Here is a 25,790-nt window from a genome sequence, read left to right as displayed (position 1 = left end):
CACGAAAAGAAGATAATATGAGCGATAAAAAAAGTAAACATTTTGAGATGTTAAAAAAATCTGCGATAAGTACCGCAAATTTTAGATTTAATGCCCACAGGCGTTTAGATTTCCATGATAAATCCTCAAATTTAGCGCTAATAGTTGCTTCTTCTTCATTGATTATTACATCAATAACAATTGAGTTGGTTAAAAGTAAAGTCATTGTTGCGGATTATATTAATATAGGTCAGCTTTGCATCCCAATATTATTACTTGCTTTGTCAATAATCATCACCAATTGTAAATATGCGGTTAGAGCAGAGAAAATGCATGAATGTGCTCAAAAATTAAATCATTACAGCAAGATATTCTCTTATAAAGCTTCGGAAAAAACAGTAAATAAGGACTTTACGCATCAAGAATATCTTGAATATAAAGGGTTTTGTGAAGAGTACGCTCAAGTATTAAAAGGGTATGATAACCATTGTGATATTGATAGAACTGCGCAAAAAATAAAAGATAATTTAAAAAAATGTTCTCTCACCTCTCCTTTCAAAGATATAATTGCTTTCTTATTTAATATTTCATTAATTGGATATTTTTATATTTTTATTAATTTAGTGTCAGTCTATTGGATTTGGCATGTTTTACAACAGTTATTGGTGATATAATGCTAGATCAGCGCATCAATCCTCAAGTTTTTCTAAGGATGACATCATTAAAAGATATTATCCGGTATAAACTCGGCAGAAATAAAGAAGAGTATTTAAGTTCATTTAAAGAAGCTATCGATTTAATAAATAGTAAAAGCCATAACTTTGACGATATCTTTTCATATGATATAAAAGGTAAGACTATTTTCAAAGTACAAACTATTGCAAGTCTATATTATTCAAGATATATAAATAAAACTTTAAAAAGATTATATAAAGTAAAACAATCCAATAGAGATATAATTACGCAACAAATAAATGCTCTACTGACGGAGACTAGTCCCTTTTATATAATAAAAGGGGATGTTAAAGATTTTTATGAATCTATAAATTGCGACAGAGTTATCAGGAAATTAAAAGAAGATAAACTTTTAGATTTAAGACATATTGCTGTGATTGAACAAGTCCTCGGGAACTCTAAAGGAAGCATTGGAATTCCAAGAGGTATTAGTTTTTGCTCGACGTTAGGTGAATTGTTTGTAAGGAAATTTGACGAAGAAATTAGAAGAATGCCTGGCGTTTATTTTTACGCTAGATATGTAGATGATTTTGTAATATTCACACATGATGATGAAATTAATATTTCACATATAGAGAAAGAACTAAGTAAGTTAGGGTTGTGTTTGAATAAAAATAAAACCCATAAATATAGTTCTGCACTGTTATACAAAAACAAACAATGTATTACTTTTTTAGGTTACATGCATGAGATACATTCTAAAAACAACGTGTTAATAAAAATTTCTAACAAGCGTATAAAGAAGATAAAGACTAGAATTATACTCACTTATCTTGATTTTTTTAAAAATAAAGATATTGAGTTATTTGAACTTCGTATACAGTTTCTGACTGGTAATTATATTATAAATACTACGCAAGATAATAAGAAAAATCTTTTAGCTGGCTTTTATTATAATAACAGTGCAATCAATGATCATTCCCAAATTAGTGAGTTGGATAGATTTTTGATGAGAATAGCTACTTCAAATAAAGGCTTTATTCCAAGTGGATTATCTTCTGGAACTCTTGCTAAATTAAAATCCATTCCTCGGAAACACTATTTTGCAAAGGGATTTCATTCTAGGGTCGTACACGAAATTGATGTTGAAGATTTCAATAAAATAAAATCTTGTTGGGATAGGGAATATATATATGAAAAAAGCAAGTAAGCAGGCTATAGACAAAAATAACTACAACCGAATTCTTTTGACAGAATTATTACCTTATGAAATTCCTGTTATTTTGAATAACGAAGGCTTTTATAATAAAAAAGACACGATCTTTAATCAAAGTAAAATGCTTTGCTTTCTATTTCAGGAGGGTAGGGAAACGTACCCACTAAATTACAAAATTATCAAAATTGGTAGCGATACAAGGACTTTGTATTTAATGCACCCCTCAAATCAAAAAGATTTTGTTGCATTCTATAAAAAGTACAGTTCGCTGATTTGCCATTTAACTTTACGAAGTAAATACTCATTAAGAGCTCCAACCGATGTTGCAAGTTGGTATTACGAGCCGAGCTTAAAATTAAAAGAAAATGGCTTAAAGGACGAGGATGTTGAAACCTATAATAACGATGAAGTACGTGGTTTCAAATATGCTAGTTCTTTTTTTGTGTATAAAAAATACTCTTTCTTATATAAGTTTTATGATTCATATGAATTTCATCGGCTAGAGAAGAAGTATAAAAAACTTCTCAAGTTTGATATATCTAAATGTTTTGATAATATTTCGACCCGTCGTTTGGCTGAATGTGTAAAAGATGAAAATTATGCTAAAACTAATAGAGGGGCGCAAAATTTCGAAAATAGATTTATACACCTAATGGAGTCGGCAAATTTTGGTAGAAATGATGGTATCTTAATAGGCCCTGAAATAAGTAGAATTTTCGCTGAAATAATACTCCAGAAAATTGATAAAAATGTCTATTTAGAAAATAAAAATACTGATTTTGAAGTTCGTCGCTATGTTGATGATTATTTTTTGTTCTATAATGACGAAAAAATTGGTATGGAAATTCTAACTTCTTTCAAATGTGAGCTTGAAAAGATAAAGCTATTTCTAAATGAATCTAAAATTGAATACTTCGATGCACCTTTTTTAACTGGTACATCTATGGCTAAAAAAGATCTGCAAGATGTATTCAGCAGATTATTCGATACCTTTGATGAATCGAGGAAAAATAAAAAAGAAGATTCCGATGCTGACTTCGATGATGATAAGGTGACGTTTATCAAATATAATAAGAATCCGGGTCTCGCTGCAAATAAGCTCATTCGCGATATAAAAGCAATAGTCATAAAAAACGATACAAAATTTGAAAGTATCGTTGGATATTTTTTTACGACAGTAAAAAATAAACTGCATGAAGTTCTACAATATACAAAAGATTTAGATGAGGAGCAAAGTGAAAATATTACAAAGTTTGTTAAGGTGATCACCGATGTTGCCTTTTTTGTTTACTCTATGGATAAAAGAGTAAGAAGCACTTTTTTAATAAGTCAGATCTCTATTTTGTGTTACAGAATCGCAATTAATCTATCGTATGAATATAAGACGGACATTCTAAAAAAAATACAGGATGAGCTTATTTTCATAATAAAAAATGGTCATGAAGCAAGTCCACAAGGTATTGAATTAATTAATTTGGTTATAGTTTTTGGCAGCTTGGGTGAAATCCATAACGAACTGACATCACAAGAAATTTGCTGGTTTTTGTTTGACTGTGAACTAGCTGCGATTGAGGATATGAATTATTTCCATATTATATCAATACTGTATTATATTAAAAATAATGACAAATACATGGATTTATATAACAAATCAATTCAAATCGCGATAAATAAATTAACAAAATATAAGTGCAGTATATATTCTGAATCTGCACATTTATTTTTAGATCTCATGGCATGCCCCTATCTAAGTAAAGGTTTAAAGAAAAAAATCATCCAAACAGTGTCAATTAACGAGTTTGATATGAAAATGACTGCCTCCGAACTGGGACGAGAATTAAAGATACTATCATTATCGGACTGGTTTGTTGATTGGAGTAGTGATGGTGTTAGTATTGAGCGTTTATTACTTAAAAAAGAGTTGAAATCAGCATACGAGTAATTGTAGTATTATTTTTGCAGGTGCGTTTACAATACGAGAGCCTAATACTCAGTTGATATGTTTATTACTGATGAGCTCTTCATGGAGCACACACACAAACAACTCGTATTCAGTGCCTGCTATTTTCAGCTTATGTGGACTGAGATTGGTATGCTTATCTTAGAACATTATTGGCGGAAGATCACAGGAGTCGAACCTGCCCGGGAACGCTGGCGTCCCCAACTGGATTTGAAGTCCAGCCACCTCACCGGAGATGACGATCTTCCGCGCCTGCATTGCTACATGGAGGCGGGGCGCATTATAGCTACTTTCAGACATTTACCACATACCCCGACACACTTTTTTCACCTCTCTTTTGACCTGAACACCCCCATTTCAGTTAATTCTTAAGAAAATCCTCAGGTTAGCATTTCGTGCTCCGCGACATTTACCCCGATCACAAAAAACAAGAAACGTAATTTGCTAACCAGAAAACGCAATACTCGCTCCTGAAACAATAGTTTAAAACCTCTGTAACCGGTCTCAGTGCCCGTATCGCCACACGGCAGGCACCTGACGGCCAGCAGAGGATTACAGAACCAGGAGGACGAAAGTATGAAAATCAGTGATGGAAACTGGCTTATTCAACCTGGCCTGACCGTGACGTATCCGGTCCAGGTGTTCGACGTGGAGCAGCAGGGCAATGACCTGGTGGTGTACGTGGCTCCACGCGACGTCCGGGAACGTGCGTGGCAGCTCGATACGTTGATGTTCACCGTCCGGCTCTTCGCACCGCAGGAAGGGATTGTCGGGGTGCGCATCGAACACTTCCAGGGGGCGCAGGACAAAGGCCCGCACTATCCGCTCAACGTGCTTAAGGACGTGCGGGTCGAGACGGTAAATAACGCCGAATACGCCGAGCTGAAAAGCGGTAATCTCAGCGTGCGCGTCACCAAAGGCGAGTTCTGGGCGCTCGATTTTATGCGTAACGGCCAGCGGATCACCGGCAGTGAACTGAAAAACAACGGCTACGTGCAGGACAGCAACACGAATCGCAACTATCTGTTCGAACGTCTGGATCTGGGCGTCGGGGAAACGGTCTATGGCCTCGGTGAGCGCTTTACCGCCCTGGTGCGCAACGGTCAGCAGGTCGATACCTGGAACCGCGACGGCGGCACCAGCACCGAGCAGTCCTACAAAAATATTCCGTTCTATCTCACCAACCGCGGCTACGGCGTGCTGGTCAACCATCCGGAAAATGTGTCGTTTGAAATCGGCTCGGAGAAGGTCTCCAAAGTGCAGTTCAGCGTCGAGGGCGAATATCTGGAGTATTTTGTGATCGACGGGCCGACGCCGAAAGCGGTCCTGGACCGCTACACGCAGTTCACTGGTCGTCCGGCGCTGCCGCCTGCGTGGTCGTTCGGGCTGTGGCTCACCACCTCGTTTACCACCAACTACGACGAAGCGACGGTAAACCGCTTTATCGACGGCATGGCTGAGCGCGACCTGCCGCTGCACGTCTTCCACTTCGACTGCTTCTGGATGAAGGCCTTCCAGTGGTGTGATTTTGAGTGGGACCCGGTGACCTTCCCGGACCCGGAAGGGATGATCCGCCGCCTGAAAGAGAAAGGGCTGAAGATCTGCGTGTGGATCAACCCGTACATCGGCCAGAAATCGCCGGTGTTTAACGAGCTGAAAGAGAAAGGCTTCCTGCTGAAACGCCCGGATGGCAGCGTGTGGCAGTGGGACAAATGGCAGCCCGGGCTGGCGATTTACGACTTCACTAACCCGGACGCGTGCCGGTGGTACGCCGATAAGCTGAAAGGCCTGGTGGATATCGGCGTCGACTGCTTCAAAACCGACTTCGGCGAGCGTATCCCGACGGATGTGCAGTGGTTTGACGGATCCGATCCGCAGAAGATGCACAATCACTACGCCTTCATCTATAACGAACTGGTGTGGAACGTGCTGAAAGAGACGGTGGGCGAGGAAGAGGCGGTGCTGTTTGCCCGTTCGGCGTCCGTCGGCGCGCAGCAGTTCCCGGTGCACTGGGGTGGCGACTGCTATGCCAACTATGAATCAATGGCGGAAAGCCTGCGCGGCGGCCTGTCGATTGGTCTGTCCGGCTTCGGGTTCTGGAGCCACGATATCGGTGGGTTCGAAAATACCGCCCCGGCGCACGTCTACAAACGCTGGTGCGCGTTCGGGCTGTTCTCCAGCCACAGCCGCCTGCACGGGAGCAAATCCTACCGGGTGCCGTGGGCGTACGATGATGAGTCCTGCGACGTGGTGCGCCACTTTACGCAGCTGAAATGCCAGCTGATGCCGTACCTCTATCGTCAGGCCGCGCTGGCTCGCGAGTATGGCACGCCGATGCTGCGGGCGATGATGCTGGAATTCCCGGACGATCCGGCGTGTGACTATCTCGACCGTCAGTACATGCTGGGGGATGCCTTGATGGTGGCGCCGGTGTTCTCTGAGGCGGGTGAGGAGCAGTTTTACCTGCCGGAAGGTCGCTGGACGCACTTGTGGCACAACGATGAGGTTCAGGGCTGCCGCTGGCATAAGCAGCAGCACGATTTCATGAGCCTGCCGGTTTATGTACGCGACAATACCTTGCTGGCGCTGGGCAATAACAAGCAGAAGCCGGACTACGCCTGGAATGAGGGTGCGGCCTTCCAGTTGTTTTACCTGGATGAGGGCGCAACGGCGGTGAGTGAAGTGCCTGCGGCTGACGGCTCCGTGGCGTTTACGTTGAAGGCGTCACGCCAGGGCGACACCATAACCCTTAGCGGCGCGGGTGAAGCGCGGAACTGGTCTGTCTGCTTGCGCAACGTGCAGAAGGTGAGCGGTGTGAAAGGTGGCGCATACGCGAGCAGCGAGTGGGGCGTGGTGGTGAACGCGGAGGGGGATGAGGTGGTGGTTCACCTTTAAGTGTATTGTGCGGTCTGATGCCCTCACCCTGACCCTCTCCCACAGGGAGAGGGAACCAAAACCGCGTAGCCGCTACCTGGCTTATTCATTGTGAAACCACACCACCCGTCATGGTTTGCTGAACCTGCTGTTTATCCATATTCACCGCGCTCAGCTTGCCATTTACCGTCGGCTTCAGCGGGGCAGTCGCCTGCACGCTACCGCTGGCAGTCAGCTGAATATTACCGTCGCCGCTCACCGGCAGCGCAGGCCAGCCCCACTGCTGCAGGATGTTGAGCGGTACGCCGCGCCCATTCAGACTCACCGTGGTCTGTCGTTGCGCAAGCTGTGAAACCGTCGCGGTGGCTTCCAGAATGCCTTTTTCGGTAAAGGCGCTCAGGTCGGTAATATTGACCGTGGCGGCGTTGGCGTTCAGCGCCAGCGATGGACGTCGCACGTCCACGCGGTTAAAGGTGGCCGCCGCGCCGTTCAGCGTGGCGCTGCCGCCCCACACGCCCCATTTGTGGTCCTGGGCCAGCTGCAGGTTAGCCCCGTAGCCATCGAGAGAGGTGATCTGCCACGGGAAAGTCGGATCGATGTCGATCACCAGGTTGCGGCTCAGGCCGAATTTCTTCAGCGTCACGCTGTTCAGCCATTCCGGCAGCGGATCCATCCACAGCGTTTTCCAGTTCTGCGGCAGGGTGTACTCCAGCCCGGCGACGGCGACATCGTCCAGTACCAGCGCTTTACCGTCGCGCAGCCAGTTGCCGGAGGTGCGCACCATGCCCCCTTCCCAGCGGGAGGTGAACTGACGCAGCGCCACACCCTGCGAAGAGAATTCCGCATTCAGGATCGGGTCGAACAGATGCAGTGAACCGTAAATGAATTCGCTGGCGTTCATCGATAAACGCCCCTCCTGGCTCTGCCAGTCTCCTTTACTCAGCGTCAGGTTGCGCAGGCTGAGATCCAGGTCGGTGACTGCCCAGTCTGGCCCCTGCAGGCGCGCGTCGGTGACCTCCAGGCGGCCAATCTGCAAAGAGGGGATCGTGTTGAGCGGCGCAAAGAAATCCAGCAGCGATTTATCGCTCTGCAGGCGGATCTCATTCAGGCGCATGGTGTCGATGATCCAGCTTCCATCAGCGTTGCGCAGGGCGGAGCCGGTGAGTGAGCCGCGCGCCATATCGGCGCCGATGGTGTTCAGCACCACCTCCTTGCCGTTGAGCTGGCCCTGGATCAGCACGTTGGTGGCCGGTACGCCGTTCAGGGTGAGCGAACCCGCACTCATCTGGATCTGTGCGTTTTTACCCAGCACGTTACCCGCTTCTGGCTGCCACGGGCTGACACCGCCCGTCACTTTTTGCGCGCTTAAATCCCACTCCGTGTTGGGGCTGTTAAAGGCCATGTTGTTCAGCTGCAGACGGTCTGCCTGGAAGGGCAGCGGGGCGGTCTGCGGAGAGAGATTCAGCGTGCCATCGACCAGGGTGATGGTGTCCATATGCAGCGGATCGGTGAGCTGTCGGCTGCCAAGACCAATATCGACTTTTTTAGCCACCAGGGTGGCGGGCTGGCCGTCACGGCCAAAGGTGACGTTTTCCAGAAGGATGTGGGAAGGCGACGAAAAGCGGTGGTCCATCAGGTCGAAACTGAGTTCGTAATCGGTGTTCACCGTGACCCAACTGCTGACCTGTGACGCACCCCAGCGGGTCTGGAGCAGAATATAAAGTGCCAGCAGCACAAGGAGCAGGGCTACCAGAAGATAGACGAGCAGCTTTCCAATAAATTTCATGGTCTTCCATCCCGCGAAACGCACATAAAGGAGTTATGCACGATTTATGCGCAATCCTCAAGGCGGGAATGGTGTAAAGAGATGTCACGGCAGGCATTGACAGCCTGCCGTGAGGACGATCAGTTTTTCTCAGGCGGGAAAACGAGGTTCAGTACGATAGCGGTGATGCCGCCAGCGGCGATGCCGGAAGAGAGCAGGTTTTTCACCCAGTCCGGCGCAAACTGCAGGATCAGCGGCTGCTGAGAAACACCCAGACCCACGGCCAGCGACAGGGCAATAATCATGATCGCGCGGCGGTTCAGCGGCTCGCGGGAGACGATGCGCACGCCCGAGGCCGCAATGGTACCGAACATCACCAGCGTTGCACCGCCCAGTACCGGCTCAGGGATGTGCTGCACAAAGCCACTCACCGCCGGGAACAGGCCAAGGACGATCAGCATCAGTGCCACCACAAACCCAACGTAGCGGCTGGCCACGCCGGTCAGCTGGATCACGCCGTTGTTCTGCCCGAAGCAGGAGTTCGGGAAGGTATTGAATACGGCGGAGACAAACGAGTTCAGGCCGTTCGCCAGTACGCCGCCTTTCAGGCGCTTCATGTACAGCGGGCCGGACACTGGCTGCTCAGAGACGTCGGAGGTGGCGGTGATATCGCCGATGGTCTCCAGGGAGGTGATCATAAAGACCAGCATCAGCGGCAGCAGCAGACCCCAGTCAATGCCCAGGCCGTAGTACAGTGGCGTTGGAACGGTGATCAGCGCGCTGTTGGTTGGCGCGGTGTTTTCCGGCAGCATGCCCAGCGCCCACGCCAGCAGGTAACCGGCCGCCATGGCGATCACCAGCGAGGCCACGCGCAGGTACGGGTTACGCTGACGGTTGAGCAGGATAATGATGGCCAGTACCACACCAGCCAGCAGCAGGTTTTTCGGTGCGCCAAAGGTGTGGTCGCTCATCGCGGCATAACCCCCGCCGATGGAGGTCAGCCCCACCTGGATCAGCGACAGACCGATAATCATCACCACTACGCCCGAGACCAGCGGGGTAATGACGCGGCGAGCCAGGTGCAGAACGCGGGAGATCACCATCTCCGTGCAGCTGGCCAGCATCAGCGTGCCGAACAACGCCGCCATCATGGTCGGGACATCCGCTCCGCCGGTTTTCAGTGCCGTACCGCCCATGATCAGCGGTGCCACAAAGTTGAAACTGGTGCCCTGAATCGACAGCAAACCCGAGCCCACCGGACCCCACGCTTTAATTTGAATAATCGAGGCCACGCCAGAGGCGAAGAGGGACATGCTGATGATGTGCTGCGTATCCTGAGCCGGTAAACCAAGCGCCTGACAGATCAACAGCGCCGGGGTGATCACCGCAACAAACATGGCCAGAAGATGCTGGCAGGCAGCGAAGAGCGTCTGCGGAAGCGGTGGGCGGTCTTCAAGACGGTAAATCAGTTCGCTATTTTGCTTCTGCGCAATCGGTTGCGCATCAGGAGACTCTATGCTGTTAACGGACATCGACGGTAATCCCACGGTGGAAAAGCGGGCATTTTATCTGACCATCTGGTAAAAGCAAACGATTGCCAGCAAAAAAAGAGGAGAAAATCTGCCGCTGTGAGCAGGTTTTCTACAACCCACAGCGAAAAAAAATTACACTTTTTGCGCCGGTGGCTCATGACGAGCGCAAACCGGCCAGGATTACGCCGCGTGTGTATGGAACACGCGCATATAAGGAGCCTCCTATGATTCATCTCGATACGTTGTCGACCCTTGTTGCCGCAACGCTGGTTTTACTGCTTGGTCGCAAGCTGGTACACAGCGTTTCCTTTCTGAAAAAATACACCATTCCTGAACCTGTTGCCGGTGGGTTGCTGGTGGCGCTGGCCCTGCTGGTGCTGAAAAAAAGCATGGGCTGGGAAATCGATTTTGATATGTCCCTGAAAGATCCACTCATGCTGGCCTTCTTCGCCACCATCGGCCTGAATGCCAACCTGGCAAGCCTGCGGTCAGGGGGCAAAGTACTCGGCGTGTTCCTGATTGTGGTCGTCGGACTGTTGCTGATGCAAAACGCCATTGGCATCGGTATGGCGACGCTGCTGGGGCTGGATCCGCTAATGGGCCTGCTGGCCGGATCCATCACCCTGTCTGGCGGGCATGGTACCGGGGCGGCATGGAGTAAGCTGTTCATCGAACGCTATGGCTTTGAAAACGCAACGGAAGTGGCGATGGCCTGCGCCACCTTTGGTCTGGTGCTGGGCGGGTTGATTGGCGGGCCGGTGGCGCGCTATCTGGTGAAGCACTCCACCACGCCGGATGGCAGACCGGATGATGAACTGGTGCCCACCGCATTTGAAAAGCCGGACGTGGGGCGCACCATCACCTCCCTGGTGATGATTGAAACGATTGCTATGATCGCCATCTGTCTGACGCTGGGTAAAGCGGTTGCGCAATGGCTGGCGGGCACGGCCTTTGAGCTGCCGACTTTTGTTTGCGTGCTGTTTATCGGGGTGATCCTCAGTAACGGTCTGGCCCTGATGGGCTTCTATCGCGTGTTTGAACGCGCTGTTTCGGTGCTGGGTAACGTCTGTCTGTCGCTGTTTCTGGCGATGGCCCTGATGAGCCTCAAACTGTGGGAGCTGGCGTCGCTGGCGCTGCCGATGGTGGCGATTCTGGCGGTACAGGCGCTGTTTATGGCGCTCTATGCCATGTTCGTCACCTGGCGCATGATGGGCAAAAACTACGATGCCGCGGTGCTGGCAGCGGGGCACTGTGGATTTGGACTGGGCGCCACGCCAACGGCAATCGCCAATATGCAGGCGATCACCGAACGTTTCGGGCCTTCGCATATGGCGTTTCTGGTGGTACCGATGGTGGGGGCGTTCTTTATTGATATCGTCAACGCGCTGGTGATCAAGCTGTACCTGATGCTGCCGATGTTTGCCTGAGATCAGGCGTTGGAGTAGCGCTCAGTTTCCGGCATCCAGCGTTCAATTAACGCTGCCGCCTGTTCGGGGTAGCGTTCATGAATATGGCGTGCAAGGCGCTGAACTTCGGGGATCATCGCCTGATCGCGCAGCAAATCCGCCACCTTGAATTCAGCGTTCCCCGTCTGACGTGTGCCCAGGAGCTCGCCCGGGCCACGGATCTCCAGATCTTTTTGCGCAATGACGAATCCGTCGTTGCTGTCGCGCAACACCTGCAACCGCATCTGCGCGGTTTTTGAGAGAGGGGCTTTGTAAAGCAGGACGCAGTGGGAGGCCACCGCACCACGGCCCACGCGGCCACGCAACTGATGCAACTGCGCAAGCCCCAGCCGCTCCGGGTTTTCGATGATCATCAGGCTGGAGTTTGGCACATCCACGCCCACTTCAATCACCGTTGTGGCGACCAGCAAATGCAGCTCACCCTGTTTGAAGGATTGCATGACGGCCTGTTTTTCTGCGGGCTTCATGCGCCCGTGTACCAGGCCCACCTTCAGTTCCGGCAGCGCCAGCTTTAGCTCTTCCCACGTAGCTTCTGCGGCCTGCGCTTCAAGCAGGTCAGATTCCTCAATCAGCGTGCAGACCCAATAAGCCTGGCGCCCTTCATGGGTGCAGGCGTTACGCACGCGGTCGATGATGTCGCTGCGACGGGTGTCCGGGATGGCCACCGTTGTGACCGGCGTACGGCCCGGCGGCAACTCGTCAATGGTGGAGGTGTCCAGATCGGCGTAGGCGGTCATCGCCAGGGTTCGCGGAATAGGCGTGGCGGTCATGATCAGCTGGTGCGGATGGAAGCCCTGCTGTAGCCCTTTTTCCCACAGCGCCAGGCGCTGATGCACGCCAAAGCGGTGCTGTTCGTCGATGATCACCAGTGCGAGGCCGTTAAACTGCACCTGCTCCTGGAAGATGGCGTGGGTGCCGACAATCATCTGCACCTCACCGCGAGCGATGGCGTCCTGTTGCGCAAGACGCGCTTTGCCCTTTTGTTTTCCGGCAAGCCAGCCCACCTCAATGCCCAGCGGGGCGAACCAGGCGCGGAAGTTATTCGCGTGCTGCTCCGCCAGCAGTTCTGTCGGCGCCATCAGCGCCACCTGCTTACCGTGGGCAATGGCGCGCAGGGCTGCCAGGGCGGCAACCAGCGTTTTACCGGAACCTACATCGCCCTGCACCAGGCGCATCATGGGGACATCAAGCGCCATATCGCGCTCGATCTCGGCGGTGACGCGCGCCTGGGCACCGGTAGGTTTAAACGGCAGGGAGGCCAGCAGCTTATCCTTGAGTTCATCACGCGGGCTTAAGGGCTGGGCATGAAAACGCTGCGCACCGGCGCGCAGCGCCAGCATGCTCAGGTTATGCGCCAGTAACTCCTCAAGGATAAGACGCCGTTGGGCGGGATGCTTGCCGCTTTCTAAATCGCTGAGCTGCAGCGTGGGCGGCGGGCGATGCAGCGTACGCAGCGCTTCCGGCAGGCTCATCATCCCCTGCGCCAGCTCAGGTGGCAGCAGCTCGGTGATGGCGCAGGTATCGAGTAACTCCAGGGCCTGATCGGTGAGCTTACGCAGCGTCGCCTGCTTGATACCTTCCGTTGTCGGGTAGACCGGAGTGAGCGTCTCCTGCAGCTCCGGCGTGCTGAGATCGCCCTGTACGCGGTACTCCGGGTGGATCATCTCGGCGCCGTATTTTCCGCGTTTGGCTTCGCCATATGCCAGCACCCGGCGGCCTGTCGCAAGGCTGTTTTTCATCGCCGCGTTGAAGTTGAAAAAGCGCATGGTGAGAATGCCGGTACCGTCGCTGATTTGACAGGTCATCATCCGGCGTCCGCCAAAGGTGATGTTACAGTTCAGCACCTCACCTTCAACGGTGGCGTAAATCGCAGGCAGCAGATCGCCAATCTTATAAAGTTGCGTGCGGTCTTCATAACGCAGGGGGAGGTGCAGCAGGAGATCCTGCACGGTGTGCAGGCCAATTTTGCCCAGTTTACTGCTTTGCGCCGCGCCCACGCCCGTCAGGCTATTGAGCGGGATGGCATCCAGCAGGCGGCCTTTCATCGGTTACCCTGCGTACTGCATGGTGGCCCACCACCCGGCATCGGCTTCGATTTCGCCCTGCGCGTTGACGTGGGGGTAAGGCAATTTTTTCTGCTTCGCAACACGAGCCAGCACCGGATAACCGCCTTCAAACAGCAGGCGCTGTTGTTCGTCTTCCGGCAGCATGCTGTTGCTGCGCTCGTACATCCCGGCGTTCTGACGCTGGCGCTGCGCTTCATACAGAATGAGCGCGGAGGCCACAGAAACATTCAGGGACTGCACCATGCCGATCATGGGGATGATAATGTCCTGATCCGCCAGATCCAGCGCTTCCTGCGTGATCCCGGTTTTCTCCTGACCCATCAAAATACAGGTCGGGCGGGTGTAGTCGATCTCGCGAAAATCAACCGCTTTGGCAGACAGGTTGGTGGCAAGAACTTGCATACCGCGACCTTTCAGGTGCGATACGGCTTCGCCGATGGTCTGATGGGTTTTGACGGACACCCAGCTGTTACTGCCTGCGGCTGTCGACGCCATGGTACGCATGCGGGTACCCGGCCAGACGGCGTGCACTTCATGCACGCCGACGGCATCTGCGGTACGGACAATGGCAGAGACGTTATGAGGTTTATGGACCTGCTCCATGCAGACCGTCAGATCAGGCTGACGCCTGGCGAGCATTTCGCAGATACGTGCATAACGTTGTGCATTCATAAAACTAGTTTCGGTTTCGGGTGACTTTAATGACGTCCGGCATGACGCGGATCTTGCGCATAATATTTGCCAGATGCACGCGGTCGCGGGCGGTCAGACGAATAAAGGCGCTGTATACGCGGCCATCTTTTTCTTCCGTGTTCAGGCTCTGAATGTTGGAAGAGGCCGTGTTGATCGCTGCCGTCAGGTTCGCCAGGGCACCCTGGTGGTTGAACATATCCACCTTAATTTCGGTGATAAATTCCTGCGCCGTCTCTTTATCCCACTCGACCGCCATAAACTTCTCCGCCTCTTTTTGATAGCCGCGGATGTTACGACAGGATTCATGGTGGATAACCAGCCCTTTGCCCGGGCTGACGTGCGCAATAATCGGATCGCCAGGAATTGGACGGCAACACTTCGCAAAGGTGATAAGCACCCCGTCCGCGCCTTTGATCGGCAGATGCGCGTGGCCGGATGCGCCAGGTGCGGAAGGGATTGCTTCGCCCTGCTGCAGGTTTTTGGCCACCACGACGCTCATCGCGTTACCCAGACCAATTTCCGCCAGCAGATCGTCCAGAGAGGTGAGCTTCATCCGGTCGAGTTCACGCTGGATATGTTCTGGTGGGATTTCTGCCAGCTTACGGCTGCCGCCCAACGCGTGGTTGAGCAGACGACGCCCCAGGCTGACGGAGTCATCACGCTTGAGGTTCTTCAGCAGCTGGCGGATTTTGGCGCGGGCTTTGGAGCTCACAACAAAGTTCAGCCAGGCCGCGTTTGGACGTGCGCCCGGAGCGGTGATGATTTCGACTGTCTGACCGCTGGCGAGCGGTTGAGACAGCGGATAAGGTTGTCTGTCTACGCGCGCGCCTACGCAGGCGTGGCCGATATCGGTATGCACGGCATACGCGAAGTCGACCGGGGTCGCGCCCGCAGGCAGTTCGACAATACGCCCTTCAGGCGTGAAAACGTAAATCTCATCCGGGAAGAGATCGGATTTTACGCTCTCGATAAATTCAAACGAGCTACCCGCACTCTGCTGCAGCTCCAGCAGGCTCTGCATCCAGCGCTGGGCGCGGATTTGTGCCGTGGTGCTGCTTTCACCACCGTGCTCTTTATAGGCCCAGTGTGCGGCGACACCCATCTCCGCCATCTGGTCCATGTCTTCGGTGCGGATCTGCACTTCAACAGGGACGCCGTGCGGGCCGATCATCGAGGTATGCAAAGATTGATAGCCGTTCGCTTTTGGAATAGCGATGTAATCTTTCATGCGTCCTGGACGCGGCTTATAGAGGCTGTGCATCTGCCCCAGCACGCGATAGCAGGTGTCGGCGTCGTGGACGATCACGCGGAACGCGTAAATATCCATGATCGAGTGAAAACGCTGCTCTTTGAGCACCATTTTGCAGTAAATGGAGTACAGGTGTTTTTCGCGACCGCTCACGCGGCAGGGAATGCCCGCTTCCTGTAAACGTCCTTCAATTTCCGAGAGGATCTTTTGAATCATCTCTTTACGGTTACCGCGGGCGGCTTTCACCACCTCTTTAATGACGCGATAGCGGTTCGGGTACAACGCTTCAAAACCCAGCTCTTCCAGCTCGGTTTTAATGTGATGGATACCTAAACGGTGCGCCAGCGGACTGTAGATTTCGAGGGTTTCACGGGCAATGCGGCGACGTTTGTCCGGGCGGAGTGAGCCCAGCGTGCGCATGTTGTGGGTACGGTCAGCGAGTTTGATGAGAATGACGCGGATATCCTGCACCATCGCCATAATCATCTTGCGAAAGTTTTCGGCCTGCGCCTCTTTCTTGTCGCGGAAGTTCAGCTTATCAAGCTTGGACACCCCTTCCACCAGTTCGGCAACGCTTTTGCCAAACAGCTGTTCCATATCCTGGTAAGTGGCAGGGGTATCTTCGATCACGTCGTGCAGCAGAGCGGCCATCAGCGTTTCATAGTCGAGTTTCATCTCGGCCAGAATACAGGCCACCGCTACCGGGTGCGTGATATAGGGTTCACCGCTTGAACGTGTCTGGCCCTCGTGAGCGTCACGTGCAACGAGATAAGCCTGCTGAAGACGCTTAATCTGGTCTTCAGGCAGGTAGGTTTGAATCAGTTGATTCAGGCTTTCAAACAGATACAAGGGCGACCCGCAGGTTTAATTAACGACGACCTTCAGCAATGGCGGTTACGGCCTGCAGTTCTGCGGCTTCCTGCTCTTGCTGCTCCTGGCGCTCACGCACGTCGAGGATCTGGTTGTTGATCAGACCTTCTTCGATTTCGCGAAGTGCAATTACGGTGGTTTTATCGTTTTCTTCCGGTACCAGCGGATCTTTTCCGCCTACCTGCATCTGACGAGCGCGACGCGCGGCGACCAGCACCAGGTCAAAACGGTTACCAATTTTCTCTACAGCGTCCTGAACAGTTACGCGTGCCATACTTAAAATGCTCCACAGGTGAAGAAATGACTGGGCATAATACTGAAAGTGGGTTCAGTCTGCCAACAGTTTGGTGATTAATGCGTCATGTCGCTGCTTCTGGCGGCTCATACGCAGACGTTCTGCGCGAAGGATGGTTTTGAGATCGCTCAGTGCGGCATCAAAATCATCATTCACAATAAGGTAATCATATTCGGCGTAATGGCTCATTTCTGCAACTGCCTGTTCCATACGCTTTGCAATGACCTCTTCGCTGTCCTGACCGCGGCCACGCAGGCGGCGATCCAGCTCATCTTTCGACGGCGGTAAAATAAAGATACTGCGCGAATCAGGCATTTTCTTGCGAATTTGCTGTGCGCCCTGCCAGTCGATATCCAGGAACACATTCACGCCGGTTGCCAGAACCTGCTCAATGGTTTCACGCGAAGTACCGTAGTAGTTCCCGAAAACTTCTGCGTGTTCAAGAAACGCGTCTCGGCCAATCATCGCTTTAAATTCGTCGTGATCGACAAAGAAATAGTGTTCACCGTGCACTTCACCCGGACGCGGTTTACGCGTGGTGTGTGAAACAGAAACCTGAGTGTCATACAACGGTTGGGTTTTTAACAGTGCCTGAATAAGGCTGGATTTACCCGCGCCACTAGGGGCAGAAACAATATAAAGCGTGCCTTGAGCCATGAGAGTCTTTTGTATGTGTTAACGAAGAAGTCCTACATACGGGCTTATTATACACGTCGCCGCTGTGTGACGTAGCCTTTGTCACACTTTTTCCCCTGGATTATTGCATTTTGCGTGTCGTTTTCAGGTTTTACCTGTGTTTTGCAGCAACATAAATTCACTCTGGATAGCGCCTCGCAAAGCGCAATGTTGCCATTAGCGTGGTTTTCATCGCCGGGTTATACCTCCAGCAACGTAAAGGAGGGGTAGCGATGTGGCGATGGATAAGCGGCTTCATGCTGTTGTGGTGTGGTTCTGCGGCGGCGGTGTGCCCGGTGTGGTCTCAGGCGAGGGCGGAGAAAGAGATTGCGACGTTAAGTGCGCAAATCAAACGCTGGGATGACGCCTACTGGCAGCAGGGTATCAGCGAAGTGAACGATGAAGTGTATGACCAGCTCAACGGGCGGTTAAAACAGTGGCAGCACTGTTTTGGGCATGCATCACCTGACGCAGCACTTCCCGCCCTGACGGGACGTATCAAACACCCCGTCGCCCATACAGGGGTTCATAAGGTGAGCAGTAAAGAAGAGCTTGGCCAGTGGATGCATGCCCGGCGCAATCTCTGGATGCAACCCAAAGTTGACGGTGTAGCGGTAACGCTGGTGTATCGGGGGGGAACATTGGCTCAGGCCATTAGCCGTGGCGATGGGTTAAAAGGGGAAGACTGGACATCGCAGGTGCGTTTAATACCGTCGGTGCCACAACATCTTTCCGGTGCGCTGGCAAACAGCGTGTTACAGGGAGAGCTTTTTTGGCAGCGTGAAAACCACATTCAGCAGCAGATGGGCGGAATGAATGCACGCGCAAAAGTCGCAGGTGCGATGATGCGCCAGCAGGATAACGCGTTTTTGAGAGAGGTTGGGGTATTCATCTGGGCCTGGCCAGACGGGCCAAAAGAGATGAAAACCGCACTGGCGGAACTGTCTGACGCGGGGTTTACCCTGACGGCGCGCTATACCTTGCCCGTAGAGCATATTGAGGCTGTCGAAAAGCAGCGCTCAGCGTGGCACACCGCAGCATTACCCTTTGCCACGGACGGCATTGTGGTTCGCTCGGCGGATGAACTGCCGGGTGAAAACTGGCTGCCTGGAGAGGGCAGTTGGGTAGTGGCATGGAAATATCTTCCTGTCGCGCAGGTTGCTGAAGTGCGGGATATTCAGTTCAGTGTGGGCCGAACGGGGAAAATTGCCGTTGTGGCGGCGCTGGAGCCAGTACGGCTGGATGATAAACAGGTGCAGCGGGTTAGCCTGGGATCCGTTGGCCGCTGGCAAAGGCTGGATATCGCGCCGGGCGATCAGATCCAGGTCAGTCTGGCCGGGCAGGGGATCCCCCGATTCGACAAAGTCGTCTGGCGAGGGACTGACCGGCAAAAACCAGAACCTCCAGTCCCGCAGTACCATTTTCTCAGCTGTTTTTACGCTTCACCGGAATGTATGGAGCAGTTCTTTGCCCGGTTGACGTGGCTCAGTTCAAAACAGGGGCTGGATATTGCCGGTTTAGGCGAGTCAGGCTGGCGAACGCTCTGGCAGGCGCATCGCTTTGAACATATTTTCTCATGGCTGTTGTTAACCCAGGCGCAGCTGCAAACCACGCCGGGGTTGTCGGCTGCACGTGGACTGGCGCTCTGGCATCAGTTTAATCTGGTGCGCGAGCGGCCTTTTATTCGTTGGATCATGGCGATGGGTGTTCCGATGGCTCAGGCGACCCTGAAAGCCGCCGGCGAGCTATCATGGCAGACCATGCGCCAGCGTAGTGCTCTGGACTGGCAGACCTTGCCGGGAACGGGAGAAGAGAAAGCGCGGCAAATCGTTAACTGGCTGCATGCGCCGGAGGTTGATGTGCTGGTAAAGTGGCTGGCTGAACAGCACATCAAGGGATTCGGAAATTAATGGGCGTTGTGTTTGTAGTGAAACACCGGCAATCCGAGCTTCAGTCGCAGCGCCAGCATGCGGGCCGTAAAGCCAAACAGCAGCGTGGAGATGACCACCACATCATGGTTCGAAACATAATGCTGCAGGGCGACATAGAGCACCGCTGCCGCGAAGGAGATGCCGGCATACAGCTCCTTTTGAAAGACCAGGGGAATGCGTTTGCAGAACATATCCCGCAGGACGCCCCCAAACACCCCGGTCACCACGGCAGCAATGGTGGCGATAACCGGTCCTTCTCCCATATCGAGCGCGATTTGTGCGCCGATGATTGAAAAGACGATCAGGCCCAGCGCATCAAGCACCAGGAACAGGCGGCGCAGATGGGGCATAACGGGTGCCACGATGGTGGTTAATACGGCAGCCGTAGCTACGATAATCACATACTCAGGGTGTTTAACCCAGCCGAGCGGGTAGTGGCCAAGCAGAATATCGCGCACGGAACCGCCGCCCAGCGCGGTCGCTGTGGCAATAATGATCACGCCGAAGGTATCCATTCGGCGACGACCGGCTGCAAGCGCGCCAGTCATGGCTTCTGCAGTGATGCCAATGAGATAAAGAATATGAAGCAGCATATAACCTCCGGTGTGAAGCCGGGAAGGTTAACGTTTTGTGCGCACGATCACGATTGAGATTTTCTAAGGTGATCCGGTTTGCCATATAAATATTTATCAACTCATGTTGGACAAGGTTGATCAATGGCGGTAAGGGAAGAAAGGGGATATAAAAATGGATTAGAAATAGTAATGGGTGGGGTCAACCGACGCCACCCGAAAGGCATTACTCGATATTCTGGATCTGCTCGCGCATCTGCTCAATCAGCACCTTGAGCTCAATGGCGGAATTCGTCACCTCGGCATTGATCGATTTAGACGCCAGGGTATTCGACTCGCGGTTGAACTCCTGCATCATAAAGTCGAGGCGTCGCCCAACAGCTTCTTTCTTCTTCAGAATGTTGTAGGTCTCTTTAACGTGCGCTTCCAGACGATCCAGCTCTTCGGCCACGTCAACGCGCTGCGCCATCAATACCAGCTCTTGTTCCAGACGGTTATTTTCCAGCTGAACTTCCGCTTCTTCCAGTTTGGCAACCAGACGCTCGCGCTGCCACTGCAGCACTTCCGGCATATGGGTACGTACTTTTGCCACTTCGGCGCTGACGCCCTCAAGGCGCTGTTCAATCATCGCTTTCAGCGCCTGGCCTTCGGTTTCGCGAGCAACGATAAAGTCATCCAGCGTGCTGTCGAGGGCGGCAAGGATTTCAGCGGCAATTGCATCCAGATCCTGCTCTCCGGCAGCCATGACGCCAGGCCAGCGCAGAATATCAACCGGATTAATTTCGCCTTCGTCGCTTTGCATTTTGACCCAGTTCGCCGCATTGACGAGCTGTTTTGCCAGTTTTTCGTTGAGGATCAGTTCGCCCTGCGCGCTGGCATCCGGCTCAAAACGCAGGTTACATTCCACTTTGCCGCGTGTCAGACGCGTACGGATACGCTCACGCACCACAGGCTCAAGGCTGCGGAACTGCTCCGGCATACGGAAATAGGTTTCCAGATAGCGCTGGTTTACCGAACGCATTTCCCAGGTAGCGCTACCCCAGCTACCCTTGATTTCACGCCGGGCGTAGGCGGTCATACTGCGGATCATAGATATTCCCGTTTTTAAAGGAGAGATGGGGGGATTATAGCTTTCAGGGGCTTCTCAGGATAGGAATAAGCGTCCTTTATCCGTATAATGCGCAGCCACATTCGTTTCAAGCCGGAGAATTCATCATGCGTCCAGCAGGTCGTAGCGCCAATCAGGTGCGTCCCGTCACCCTGACCCGTAACTATACAAAACACGCTGAAGGCTCCGTTCTGGTTGAGTTTGGTGACACCAAAGTGCTGTGCACGGCTTCCATTGAAGAAGGCGTTCCGCGCTTCCTGAAAGGTCAGGGCCAGGGCTGGATCACGGCTGAATACGGCATGCTGCCGCGTGCAACGCATACCCGTAATGCCCGTGAAGCGGCAAAGGGTAAGCAGGGCGGCCGTACCATGGAAATTCAGCGCCTCATCGCGCGTGCGCTGCGCGCCGCGGTTGATCTGAAAACGCTGGGCGAATTCACCATTACCCTGGACTGTGACGTCATTCAGGCTGACGGTGGCACGCGTACTGCATCGATTACCGGTGCCTGTGTGGCGCTGGCGGATGCCCTGAATAAACTGGTTGCGGCCGGTAAGCTGAAAACAAACCCAATGAAAGGGATGGTTGCCGCGGTGTCCGTCGGTATCGTTAACGGTGAAGCGCTTTGCGATCTGGAATACGTAGAAGACTCCGCCGCTGAAACTGACATGAACGTGGTGATGACCGAAGACGGACGTATCATTGAGGTGCAGGGCACCGCAGAAGGCGAACCGTTTACCCACGAAGAACTTCTCACCTTGCTGGCTCTGGCCCGAGGGGGGATTGAATCTATCGTAACGACGCAGAAAGCGGCGTTAGAAAATTGATTTTAAAGGCGACTGATGAGTCGCCTTTTTTTTGCCTGTAAGACAGAAAAGACAAAGGAGCGAATCCATGAAACCGTATCAGCGCCAGTTTATTGAGTTTGCGCTTAACAAGCAGGTCCTCAAGTTTGGCGAGTTTACGCTGAAATCCGGGCGCAAGAGTCCCTATTTCTTCAACGCCGGGCTGTTTAATACCGGGCGCGATCTGGCGCTGTTAGGCCGTTTTTATGCCGAAGCGCTGGTGGATTCAGGGATTGATTTCGACCTGCTGTTTGGCCCTGCCTATAAAGGCATTCCGATTGCGACGACCACCGCTGTGGCGCTGGCAGAGCACCATGACCGCGACGTACCGTACTGCTTTAACCGTAAAGAGGCTAAAACGCACGGTGAAGGCGGAAACCTGGTCGGCAGCGCACTGCAGGGCCGTGTGATGCTGGTGGACGATGTGATCACCGCAGGTACCGCCATTCGCGAATCCATGGAGATTATCCAGGCCAACGGCGCGACGCTGGCTGGCGTGTTGATTTCTCTGGACCGTCAGGAACGGGGACGCGGTGAAATCTCGGCCATTCAGGAAGTTGAACGTGATTACAGCTGCAAAGTGACGTCAATCATCAATCTGAAAGACCTGATTGCGTATCTGGAAGAGAAGCCAGAGATGGCGGATCATCTGGCTGCGGTGCGGGCATATCGCGAAGAGTTTGGCGTGTAACGGAATCGCCCGGTGGCGCGTCGCTTGCCGGGCCTGCGCAATTTGTGGGCCGGATAAGGCGTAGCCGCCATCCGGCAACGACGTTACTGCAACTGCGCCGCCACTAACGGCCAACGGGCGTCGAAATCGTCCGTTGGGCTGTATTTGAACTCACTGCGTACAAAACGAGAGAGCATCCCTTCGCAAAACGCCAGGATCTGGCTTGCCAGCAGCGTTTCATCCGTGCTGTAACCTTCGCCTTCACGCATTTTCTTCTCGCGCAGTACCTGGCGCAGCTGCGCTTCAATACGCTCGAAAAGCTGGTTAATGCGACCCTGCAGTCTGTCCTGCTCAAACATCAGCGCATGGCCAGTCAGAATACGTGTCAGGCCCGGGTTACGTTCGCCAAAGCCCAGAATCAACTGCACAATCAGACGCAGACGCGCGGTGGTGTCTTTTTCGTCTTTCAGAATCAGGTTGATGCGCGTGATCAGGCTGTCTTCGATAAACTCGATCAGGCTGTCGAACATCCGGGTTTTGCTCGGAAAATGACGGTACAGCGCCGCCTCAGACACGCCTACCGAGGCGGCCAGTTTTGCGGTGGTGATGCGTTGACTGCCATCGCTGGATTCAAGCATCAGAGCCAGAGATTGAAGTATTTCTTCGCGACGGTTCCTTTTCGCGGTTTGTTTTTCTGCCATGTTGCAAAATACCCCTGAAAATAAGCACTTGTCAGGCTGGCATCCACACAGCGACCGCAAACTGACGTTTGCGGTTTGTTATGACATTATGGCGCTGTGAGATGCGTGTCTGTCGGGCGGTTATTTGCGCCCGGAATGGCCGAAGCCGCCTTCGCCACGGTCGGTGGCATCAAAGTCTGCCACCAGGTTAAATTCTGCCTGCACTACCGGTACAAAGACCATCTGCGCGATACGTTCGCCCGGCTCAATGGTGAAGCTGTCCTTACCCCGGTTCCAGACGGAGACCATCAGCTGGCCCTGGTAGTCAGAGTCGATCAGGCCGACCAGGTTACCCAGCACGACGCCATGCTTATGACCCAGACCAGAACGCGGCAGGATCACCGCTGCCAGTGAAGGGTCAGCAATGTGAATCGCCAGACCCGTTGGGATCAGGGTGGTCGCACCCGGAGCCAGTTCTACGGCGTCATCGAGACAGGCGCGCAGGTCAAGACCGGCAGAGCCGGAGGTGGCATAGGTTGGCAGCGGGAATTGCTCGCCAACACGCGGGTCCAGAATCTTAACGTCGATTTTTTTCATCATAACGGGTAACGATCTCGTCCAGTAATTGTTGGCCCAGGAGTTCCTTGCGCTCAAGCGGTAAGATTTTATCTCCATCCTGCCAGAAAAGGTGCAGTGCGTTGCTGTCGCTGTTAAATCCTTGCGTGGCCAGCGATACGTCATTCGCGCAAATCAAATCGAGGTTTTTGCGGGTACGTTTTTGCCGGGCATATTCTTCCACATTATTTGTTTCTGCGGCAAACCCAACAACGTAAGGACGATGGGTTTTCAGCGCGGCGACACCAGCAACGATATCCGGGTTTTTCACCATTTTTAGTGTTAATTCATCGCCTTGCTTTTTGATTTTGGCATCGGAAATGGTCTCTGCGCGGTAGTCCGCGACGGCAGCACAACCGATAAAAATCTGCTGGTTTTGCGCATGGGCCTGTACCGCGGCTTCCATTTCCAGCGCGGTGGTGACGTCAATACGCTGCACAAAGGGCGGCGTAGGCAATGAGACCGGGCCACTGACCAGCGTGACATTCGCGCCGCGTTTTGCCGCTGCGGCAGCAATCGCAAAGCCCATTTTACCGGAGCTGTGGTTGGTAATGTAGCGTACCGGATCCAGCGGCTCACGCGTTGGGCCCGCAGTAATCATGATGTTGAGATGTTGCAGGTCGTTGACAGGCGAAAAATGGGCCGCGGCCAGATCGACGATAGTCAATGGATCAAGCATACGACCTGGACCGACATCGCCACAGGCCTGGCTCCCGCTGTCCGGGCCCCAGATCAGCAGGCCGCGAGTGGCCAGCGTCTCCAGATTATGCTGGGTCGCGGCATTACGATACATCTGCTGATTCATGGCCGGCACAACGGCAACAGGGGCGGGGGTGGCCAGACAAATGGTCGAGACCAGATCGTTTGCCATCCCGGCGGCGACGCGGGCAATCAAATCGGCCGTGGCGGGGGCAAGGATAACCAGGTCTGCCCATTTCCCAAGCTCAATATGGCCCATCGCGGCTTCTGCGGCAGGGTCAAGCAGGCTGTCAGATACCGGGTATCCTGAAACGGCCTGCAGGCTCAAAGGAGTGATAAAGGCTTTTCCACCTTCGGTTATCGCGACCCGTACGTCGGCCCCGCGCTCGCGCAGACGACGCACCAGTTCCGGCGCTTTATAGGCTGCAATGCCGCCGCTTACGCCAAGAACGATTTTTTTACCGGCCAGGCTCATCATGATTCTTTCCTGTTGGGTTTCACCAGAGAGCGGGCATTTTATCACAATCCCAAAAACGGGGTGATCTTGTCCTTCAGTCACTTTGCGAGGCGTTACGCAAGAACGAGACATGAGTGTCAGGCATCTGATTGGCCTGTGGCAATATCGGCAAAAACAGGGAGAAAAAGCATGGAAGAAGAGGACGAACTGCTGTTGCCGCGAGAAAAAATGCTGCGCTATGGCGTCACCTTACTAAAAGATGATGAACTGCTGGCGCTTTTTTTGCGCACCGGTACGCCGGGCAAAACGGTCTTTACGCTGGCAAAAGATCTGATAGGCCATTTTGGCTCACTGTACGGTCTGATGACGGCGGAACTGGCGGAGTTTGCGCATGTGGAGGGCATCGGTGTGGCGAAATATGCCCAGCTTAAGGGGATTGCCGAACTGGCCCGCCGTTTCCAGTGTGTTCGCATGCAGGAGGAAGACCCGATACTGACCCCTGCGATGACGCGTGAGTTTCTGCAAAGCCAGTTAACCGATATTGAACGCGAGATCTTTATGGTGATCTTTCTCGACAACCGGAACCGGGTGCTCAAGCATAGCCATCTTTTCTCGGGCACGCTCAGCCATGTAGAGGTTCATCCGCGTGAAATTGTGCGGGAAGCAATAAAATTGAATGCAGCCGGCGTGATACTCGCGCATAATCACCCCTCTGGCTGTGCAGAACCAAGCAGAGCTGACAAAGAGATCACCGACCGCATTGTCAAATGCTGTCAATTCATGGACATTCGTGTGCTGGACCATCTGATAATTGGCCGCGGAGAGTACCTTTCTTTTGCAGAACATGGCTGGATTTAGGCTATTTCTCGCGATCCATCGGGATCTTTGTCTGTTCGGGACT

At 52.7% G+C, this 25,790-nt stretch carries 21 protein-coding genes and 1 tRNA gene; 9 read left to right on the top strand and 13 right to left on the bottom strand.

The features are described from left to right. Positions 1-17 precede the first annotated feature (17 nt). Genes NQ842_RS00300 through drt3b form a run of 3 tightly spaced genes read left to right on the top strand, consistent with a single transcriptional unit; the run spans position 18 to position 3,812 of the window. Positions 18-653, top strand: coding sequence for an SLATT domain-containing protein (locus NQ842_RS00300; RefSeq protein WP_181870579.1), 636 nt, complete (start codon positions 18-20; stop codon positions 651-653). Beyond that, positions 653-1,864 carry an antiviral reverse transcriptase Drt3a gene (gene drt3a, locus NQ842_RS00295; protein WP_114519325.1) on the top strand — a complete coding sequence of 404 codons (1,212 nt, stop codon included), beginning with the start codon at positions 653-655 and terminating at the stop codon, positions 1,862-1,864. The genes NQ842_RS00300 and drt3a overlap by 1 nt, the downstream gene beginning before the upstream one ends. Beyond that, positions 1,848-3,812, top strand: a complete 1,965-nt coding sequence (drt3b, locus tag NQ842_RS00290) for an antiviral reverse transcriptase Drt3b (protein WP_196372960.1) — start codon at positions 1,848-1,850, stop codon at positions 3,810-3,812. The genes drt3a and drt3b overlap by 17 nt, the downstream gene beginning before the upstream one ends. A 171-nt stretch (positions 3,813-3,983) precedes the next feature. On the opposite strand, the gene NQ842_RS00285 is transcribed toward drt3b, so the two are convergent. Beyond that, a tRNA-Sec gene (locus NQ842_RS00285) sits at positions 3,984-4,078 on the bottom strand. 328 nt (positions 4,079-4,406) lie between these two features. Between NQ842_RS00285 and yicI the strand changes: the two genes are divergently transcribed. Next, on the top strand, positions 4,407-6,725 hold the full coding sequence (yicI, locus tag NQ842_RS00280; protein ID WP_257256396.1) for an alpha-xylosidase: 2,319 nt from the start codon (positions 4,407-4,409) through the stop codon (positions 6,723-6,725). An 85-nt stretch (positions 6,726-6,810) separates the two neighbouring features. Here the strand turns inward: yicI and NQ842_RS00275 are convergent, their stop codons facing one another. Together NQ842_RS00275 and xanP are read right to left on the bottom strand one after the other, a co-directional pair. Beyond that, positions 6,811-8,490 carry an AsmA family protein gene (locus NQ842_RS00275; protein ID WP_257256395.1) on the bottom strand — a complete coding sequence of 560 codons (1,680 nt, stop codon included), beginning with the start codon at positions 8,488-8,490 and terminating at the stop codon, positions 6,811-6,813. 119 nt (positions 8,491-8,609) lie between these two features. Further along, positions 8,610-10,001: a xanthine/proton symporter XanP gene (gene xanP, locus NQ842_RS00270; RefSeq protein ID WP_014830139.1), complete on the bottom strand. Its 1,392-nt coding sequence runs from the start codon at positions 9,999-10,001 to the stop codon at positions 8,610-8,612. A 224-nt stretch (positions 10,002-10,225) separates the two neighbouring features. Between xanP and gltS the strand changes: the two genes are divergently transcribed. Further along, the gene (gltS, locus tag NQ842_RS00265; RefSeq protein ID WP_014830140.1) at positions 10,226-11,428 is read left to right on the top strand and encodes a sodium/glutamate symporter; all 1,203 of its coding nucleotides are present in this window, start codon (positions 10,226-10,228) and stop codon (positions 11,426-11,428) included. 2 nt (positions 11,429-11,430) lie between these two features. Here gltS and recG read toward each other — a convergent pair whose 3' ends face one another. Genes recG through gmk form a run of 5 tightly spaced genes read right to left on the bottom strand, consistent with a single transcriptional unit; the run spans position 11,431 to position 17,297 of the window. Further along, the gene (gene recG / locus NQ842_RS00260) at positions 11,431-13,512 is read right to left on the bottom strand and encodes an ATP-dependent DNA helicase RecG (protein WP_014830141.1); all 2,082 of its coding nucleotides are present in this window, start codon (positions 13,510-13,512) and stop codon (positions 11,431-11,433) included. Between the two features lie 3 nt (positions 13,513-13,515). After that, the gene (gene trmH / locus NQ842_RS00255) at positions 13,516-14,205 is read right to left on the bottom strand and encodes a tRNA (guanosine(18)-2'-O)-methyltransferase TrmH (protein WP_014830142.1); all 690 of its coding nucleotides are present in this window, start codon (positions 14,203-14,205) and stop codon (positions 13,516-13,518) included. Positions 14,206-14,209: 4 nt separating this feature from the next. Next, positions 14,210-16,324 carry a bifunctional GTP diphosphokinase/guanosine-3',5'-bis pyrophosphate 3'-pyrophosphohydrolase gene (spoT, locus tag NQ842_RS00250; protein WP_013094882.1) on the bottom strand — a complete coding sequence of 705 codons (2,115 nt, stop codon included), beginning with the start codon at positions 16,322-16,324 and terminating at the stop codon, positions 14,210-14,212. A 19-nt stretch (positions 16,325-16,343) separates the two neighbouring features. Continuing rightward, positions 16,344-16,619 carry a DNA-directed RNA polymerase subunit omega gene (gene rpoZ / locus NQ842_RS00245; RefSeq protein ID WP_000135058.1) on the bottom strand — a complete coding sequence of 92 codons (276 nt, stop codon included), beginning with the start codon at positions 16,617-16,619 and terminating at the stop codon, positions 16,344-16,346. Positions 16,620-16,673: 54 nt separating this feature from the next. After that, entirely contained in the window at positions 16,674-17,297 is a 624-nt protein-coding gene (gmk, locus tag NQ842_RS00240; RefSeq protein WP_013094883.1) for a guanylate kinase, read from the bottom strand. Between the two features lie 251 nt (positions 17,298-17,548). Here gmk and ligB point away from each other — a divergent pair, with 251 nt between their 5' ends. Continuing rightward, on the top strand, positions 17,549-19,225 hold the full coding sequence (gene ligB, locus NQ842_RS00235) for an NAD-dependent DNA ligase LigB (protein WP_257256394.1): 1,677 nt from the start codon (positions 17,549-17,551) through the stop codon (positions 19,223-19,225). Here the strand turns inward: ligB and NQ842_RS00230 are convergent. Both NQ842_RS00230 and NQ842_RS00225 read right to left on the bottom strand, forming a co-directional pair. Then, positions 19,222-19,839, bottom strand: a complete 618-nt coding sequence (locus NQ842_RS00230; protein WP_014830144.1) for a trimeric intracellular cation channel family protein — start codon at positions 19,837-19,839, stop codon at positions 19,222-19,224. The two genes, ligB and NQ842_RS00230, sit on opposite strands and share 4 nt — an antisense overlap. Positions 19,840-20,044: 205 nt before the next feature. Next, positions 20,045-20,908: a YicC/YloC family endoribonuclease gene (locus NQ842_RS00225; RefSeq protein WP_014830145.1), complete on the bottom strand. Its 864-nt coding sequence runs from the start codon at positions 20,906-20,908 to the stop codon at positions 20,045-20,047. 125 nt (positions 20,909-21,033) lie between these two features. On the opposite strand from NQ842_RS00225, the gene rph reads away from it, so the two are divergent. Together rph and pyrE are read left to right on the top strand one after the other, a co-directional pair. Further along, positions 21,034-21,750, top strand: a complete 717-nt coding sequence (gene rph / locus NQ842_RS00220; protein WP_013094888.1) for a ribonuclease PH — start codon at positions 21,034-21,036, stop codon at positions 21,748-21,750. A 67-nt stretch (positions 21,751-21,817) separates the two neighbouring features. Then, entirely contained in the window at positions 21,818-22,459 is a 642-nt protein-coding gene (pyrE, locus tag NQ842_RS00215) for an orotate phosphoribosyltransferase (protein ID WP_014830146.1), read from the top strand. Positions 22,460-22,542: 83 nt separating this feature from the next. On the opposite strand, the gene slmA is transcribed toward pyrE, so the two are convergent. The 3 genes from slmA to coaBC form a co-directional block, all read right to left on the bottom strand. Beyond that, positions 22,543-23,139 (bottom strand): nucleoid occlusion factor SlmA, encoded by a 597-nt coding sequence (slmA, locus tag NQ842_RS00210; RefSeq protein ID WP_013094890.1) that lies wholly within the window; start codon positions 23,137-23,139, stop codon positions 22,543-22,545. 120 nt (positions 23,140-23,259) lie between these two features. Then, positions 23,260-23,718, bottom strand: coding sequence for a dUTP diphosphatase (dut, locus tag NQ842_RS00205; protein WP_063411358.1), 459 nt, complete (start codon positions 23,716-23,718; stop codon positions 23,260-23,262). After that, positions 23,696-24,907: a bifunctional phosphopantothenoylcysteine decarboxylase/phosphopantothenate--cysteine ligase CoaBC gene (gene coaBC, locus NQ842_RS00200; RefSeq protein WP_014830148.1), complete on the bottom strand. Its 1,212-nt coding sequence runs from the start codon at positions 24,905-24,907 to the stop codon at positions 23,696-23,698. The genes dut and coaBC overlap by 23 nt, the downstream gene beginning before the upstream one ends. 171 nt (positions 24,908-25,078) lie before the next feature. On the opposite strand from coaBC, the gene radC reads away from it, so the two are divergent. Then, entirely contained in the window at positions 25,079-25,747 is a 669-nt protein-coding gene (gene radC / locus NQ842_RS00195; protein WP_014830149.1) for a DNA repair protein RadC, read from the top strand. Positions 25,748-25,790: the final 43 nt, after the last annotated feature.

The sequence above is a fragment of the Enterobacter cloacae complex sp. R_G8 genome (assembly GCF_024599795.1).
Lineage (GTDB): Bacteria > Pseudomonadota > Gammaproteobacteria > Enterobacterales > Enterobacteriaceae > Enterobacter > Enterobacter dissolvens.
The sequence above is the reverse complement of the archived record's forward strand: the minus strand, read 5'-3'. Positions and strand labels throughout refer to the sequence as shown.

Excerpts from the sequence above, each read along its gene's own strand:
- NQ842_RS00300 (WP_181870579.1), top strand. The coding sequence starts at position 18 with ATGAGCGATAAAAAAAGTAAACATTTTGAGATGTTAAAAAAATCTGCG.
- drt3a (WP_114519325.1), top strand. The coding sequence starts at position 653 with ATGCTAGATCAGCGCATCAATCCTCAAGTTTTTCTAAGGATGACATCA.
- drt3b (WP_196372960.1), top strand. The coding sequence starts at position 1,848 with ATGAAAAAAGCAAGTAAGCAGGCTATAGACAAAAATAACTACAACCGA.
- yicI (WP_257256396.1), top strand. The coding sequence starts at position 4,407 with ATGAAAATCAGTGATGGAAACTGGCTTATTCAACCTGGCCTGACCGTG.
- NQ842_RS00275 (WP_257256395.1), bottom strand. The coding sequence starts at position 8,490 with ATGAAATTTATTGGAAAGCTGCTCGTCTATCTTCTGGTAGCCCTGCTC.
- xanP (WP_014830139.1), bottom strand. The coding sequence starts at position 10,001 with ATGTCCGTTAACAGCATAGAGTCTCCTGATGCGCAACCGATTGCGCAG.
- gltS (WP_014830140.1), top strand. The coding sequence starts at position 10,226 with ATGATTCATCTCGATACGTTGTCGACCCTTGTTGCCGCAACGCTGGTT.
- recG (WP_014830141.1), bottom strand. The coding sequence starts at position 13,512 with ATGAAAGGCCGCCTGCTGGATGCCATCCCGCTCAATAGCCTGACGGGC.
- trmH (WP_014830142.1), bottom strand. The coding sequence starts at position 14,205 with ATGAATGCACAACGTTATGCACGTATCTGCGAAATGCTCGCCAGGCGT.
- rpoZ (WP_000135058.1), bottom strand. The coding sequence starts at position 16,619 with ATGGCACGCGTAACTGTTCAGGACGCTGTAGAGAAAATTGGTAACCGT.
- gmk (WP_013094883.1), bottom strand. The coding sequence starts at position 17,297 with ATGGCTCAAGGCACGCTTTATATTGTTTCTGCCCCTAGTGGCGCGGGT.
- ligB (WP_257256394.1), top strand. The coding sequence starts at position 17,549 with ATGTGGCGATGGATAAGCGGCTTCATGCTGTTGTGGTGTGGTTCTGCG.
- NQ842_RS00230 (WP_014830144.1), bottom strand. The coding sequence starts at position 19,839 with ATGCTGCTTCATATTCTTTATCTCATTGGCATCACTGCAGAAGCCATG.
- NQ842_RS00225 (WP_014830145.1), bottom strand. The coding sequence starts at position 20,908 with ATGATCCGCAGTATGACCGCCTACGCCCGGCGTGAAATCAAGGGTAGC.
- rph (WP_013094888.1), top strand. The coding sequence starts at position 21,034 with ATGCGTCCAGCAGGTCGTAGCGCCAATCAGGTGCGTCCCGTCACCCTG.
- pyrE (WP_014830146.1), top strand. The coding sequence starts at position 21,818 with ATGAAACCGTATCAGCGCCAGTTTATTGAGTTTGCGCTTAACAAGCAG.
- slmA (WP_013094890.1), bottom strand. The coding sequence starts at position 23,139 with ATGGCAGAAAAACAAACCGCGAAAAGGAACCGTCGCGAAGAAATACTT.
- dut (WP_063411358.1), bottom strand. The coding sequence starts at position 23,718 with ATGATGAAAAAAATCGACGTTAAGATTCTGGACCCGCGTGTTGGCGAG.
- coaBC (WP_014830148.1), bottom strand. The coding sequence starts at position 24,907 with ATGAGCCTGGCCGGTAAAAAAATCGTTCTTGGCGTAAGCGGCGGCATT.
- radC (WP_014830149.1), top strand. The coding sequence starts at position 25,079 with ATGGAAGAAGAGGACGAACTGCTGTTGCCGCGAGAAAAAATGCTGCGC.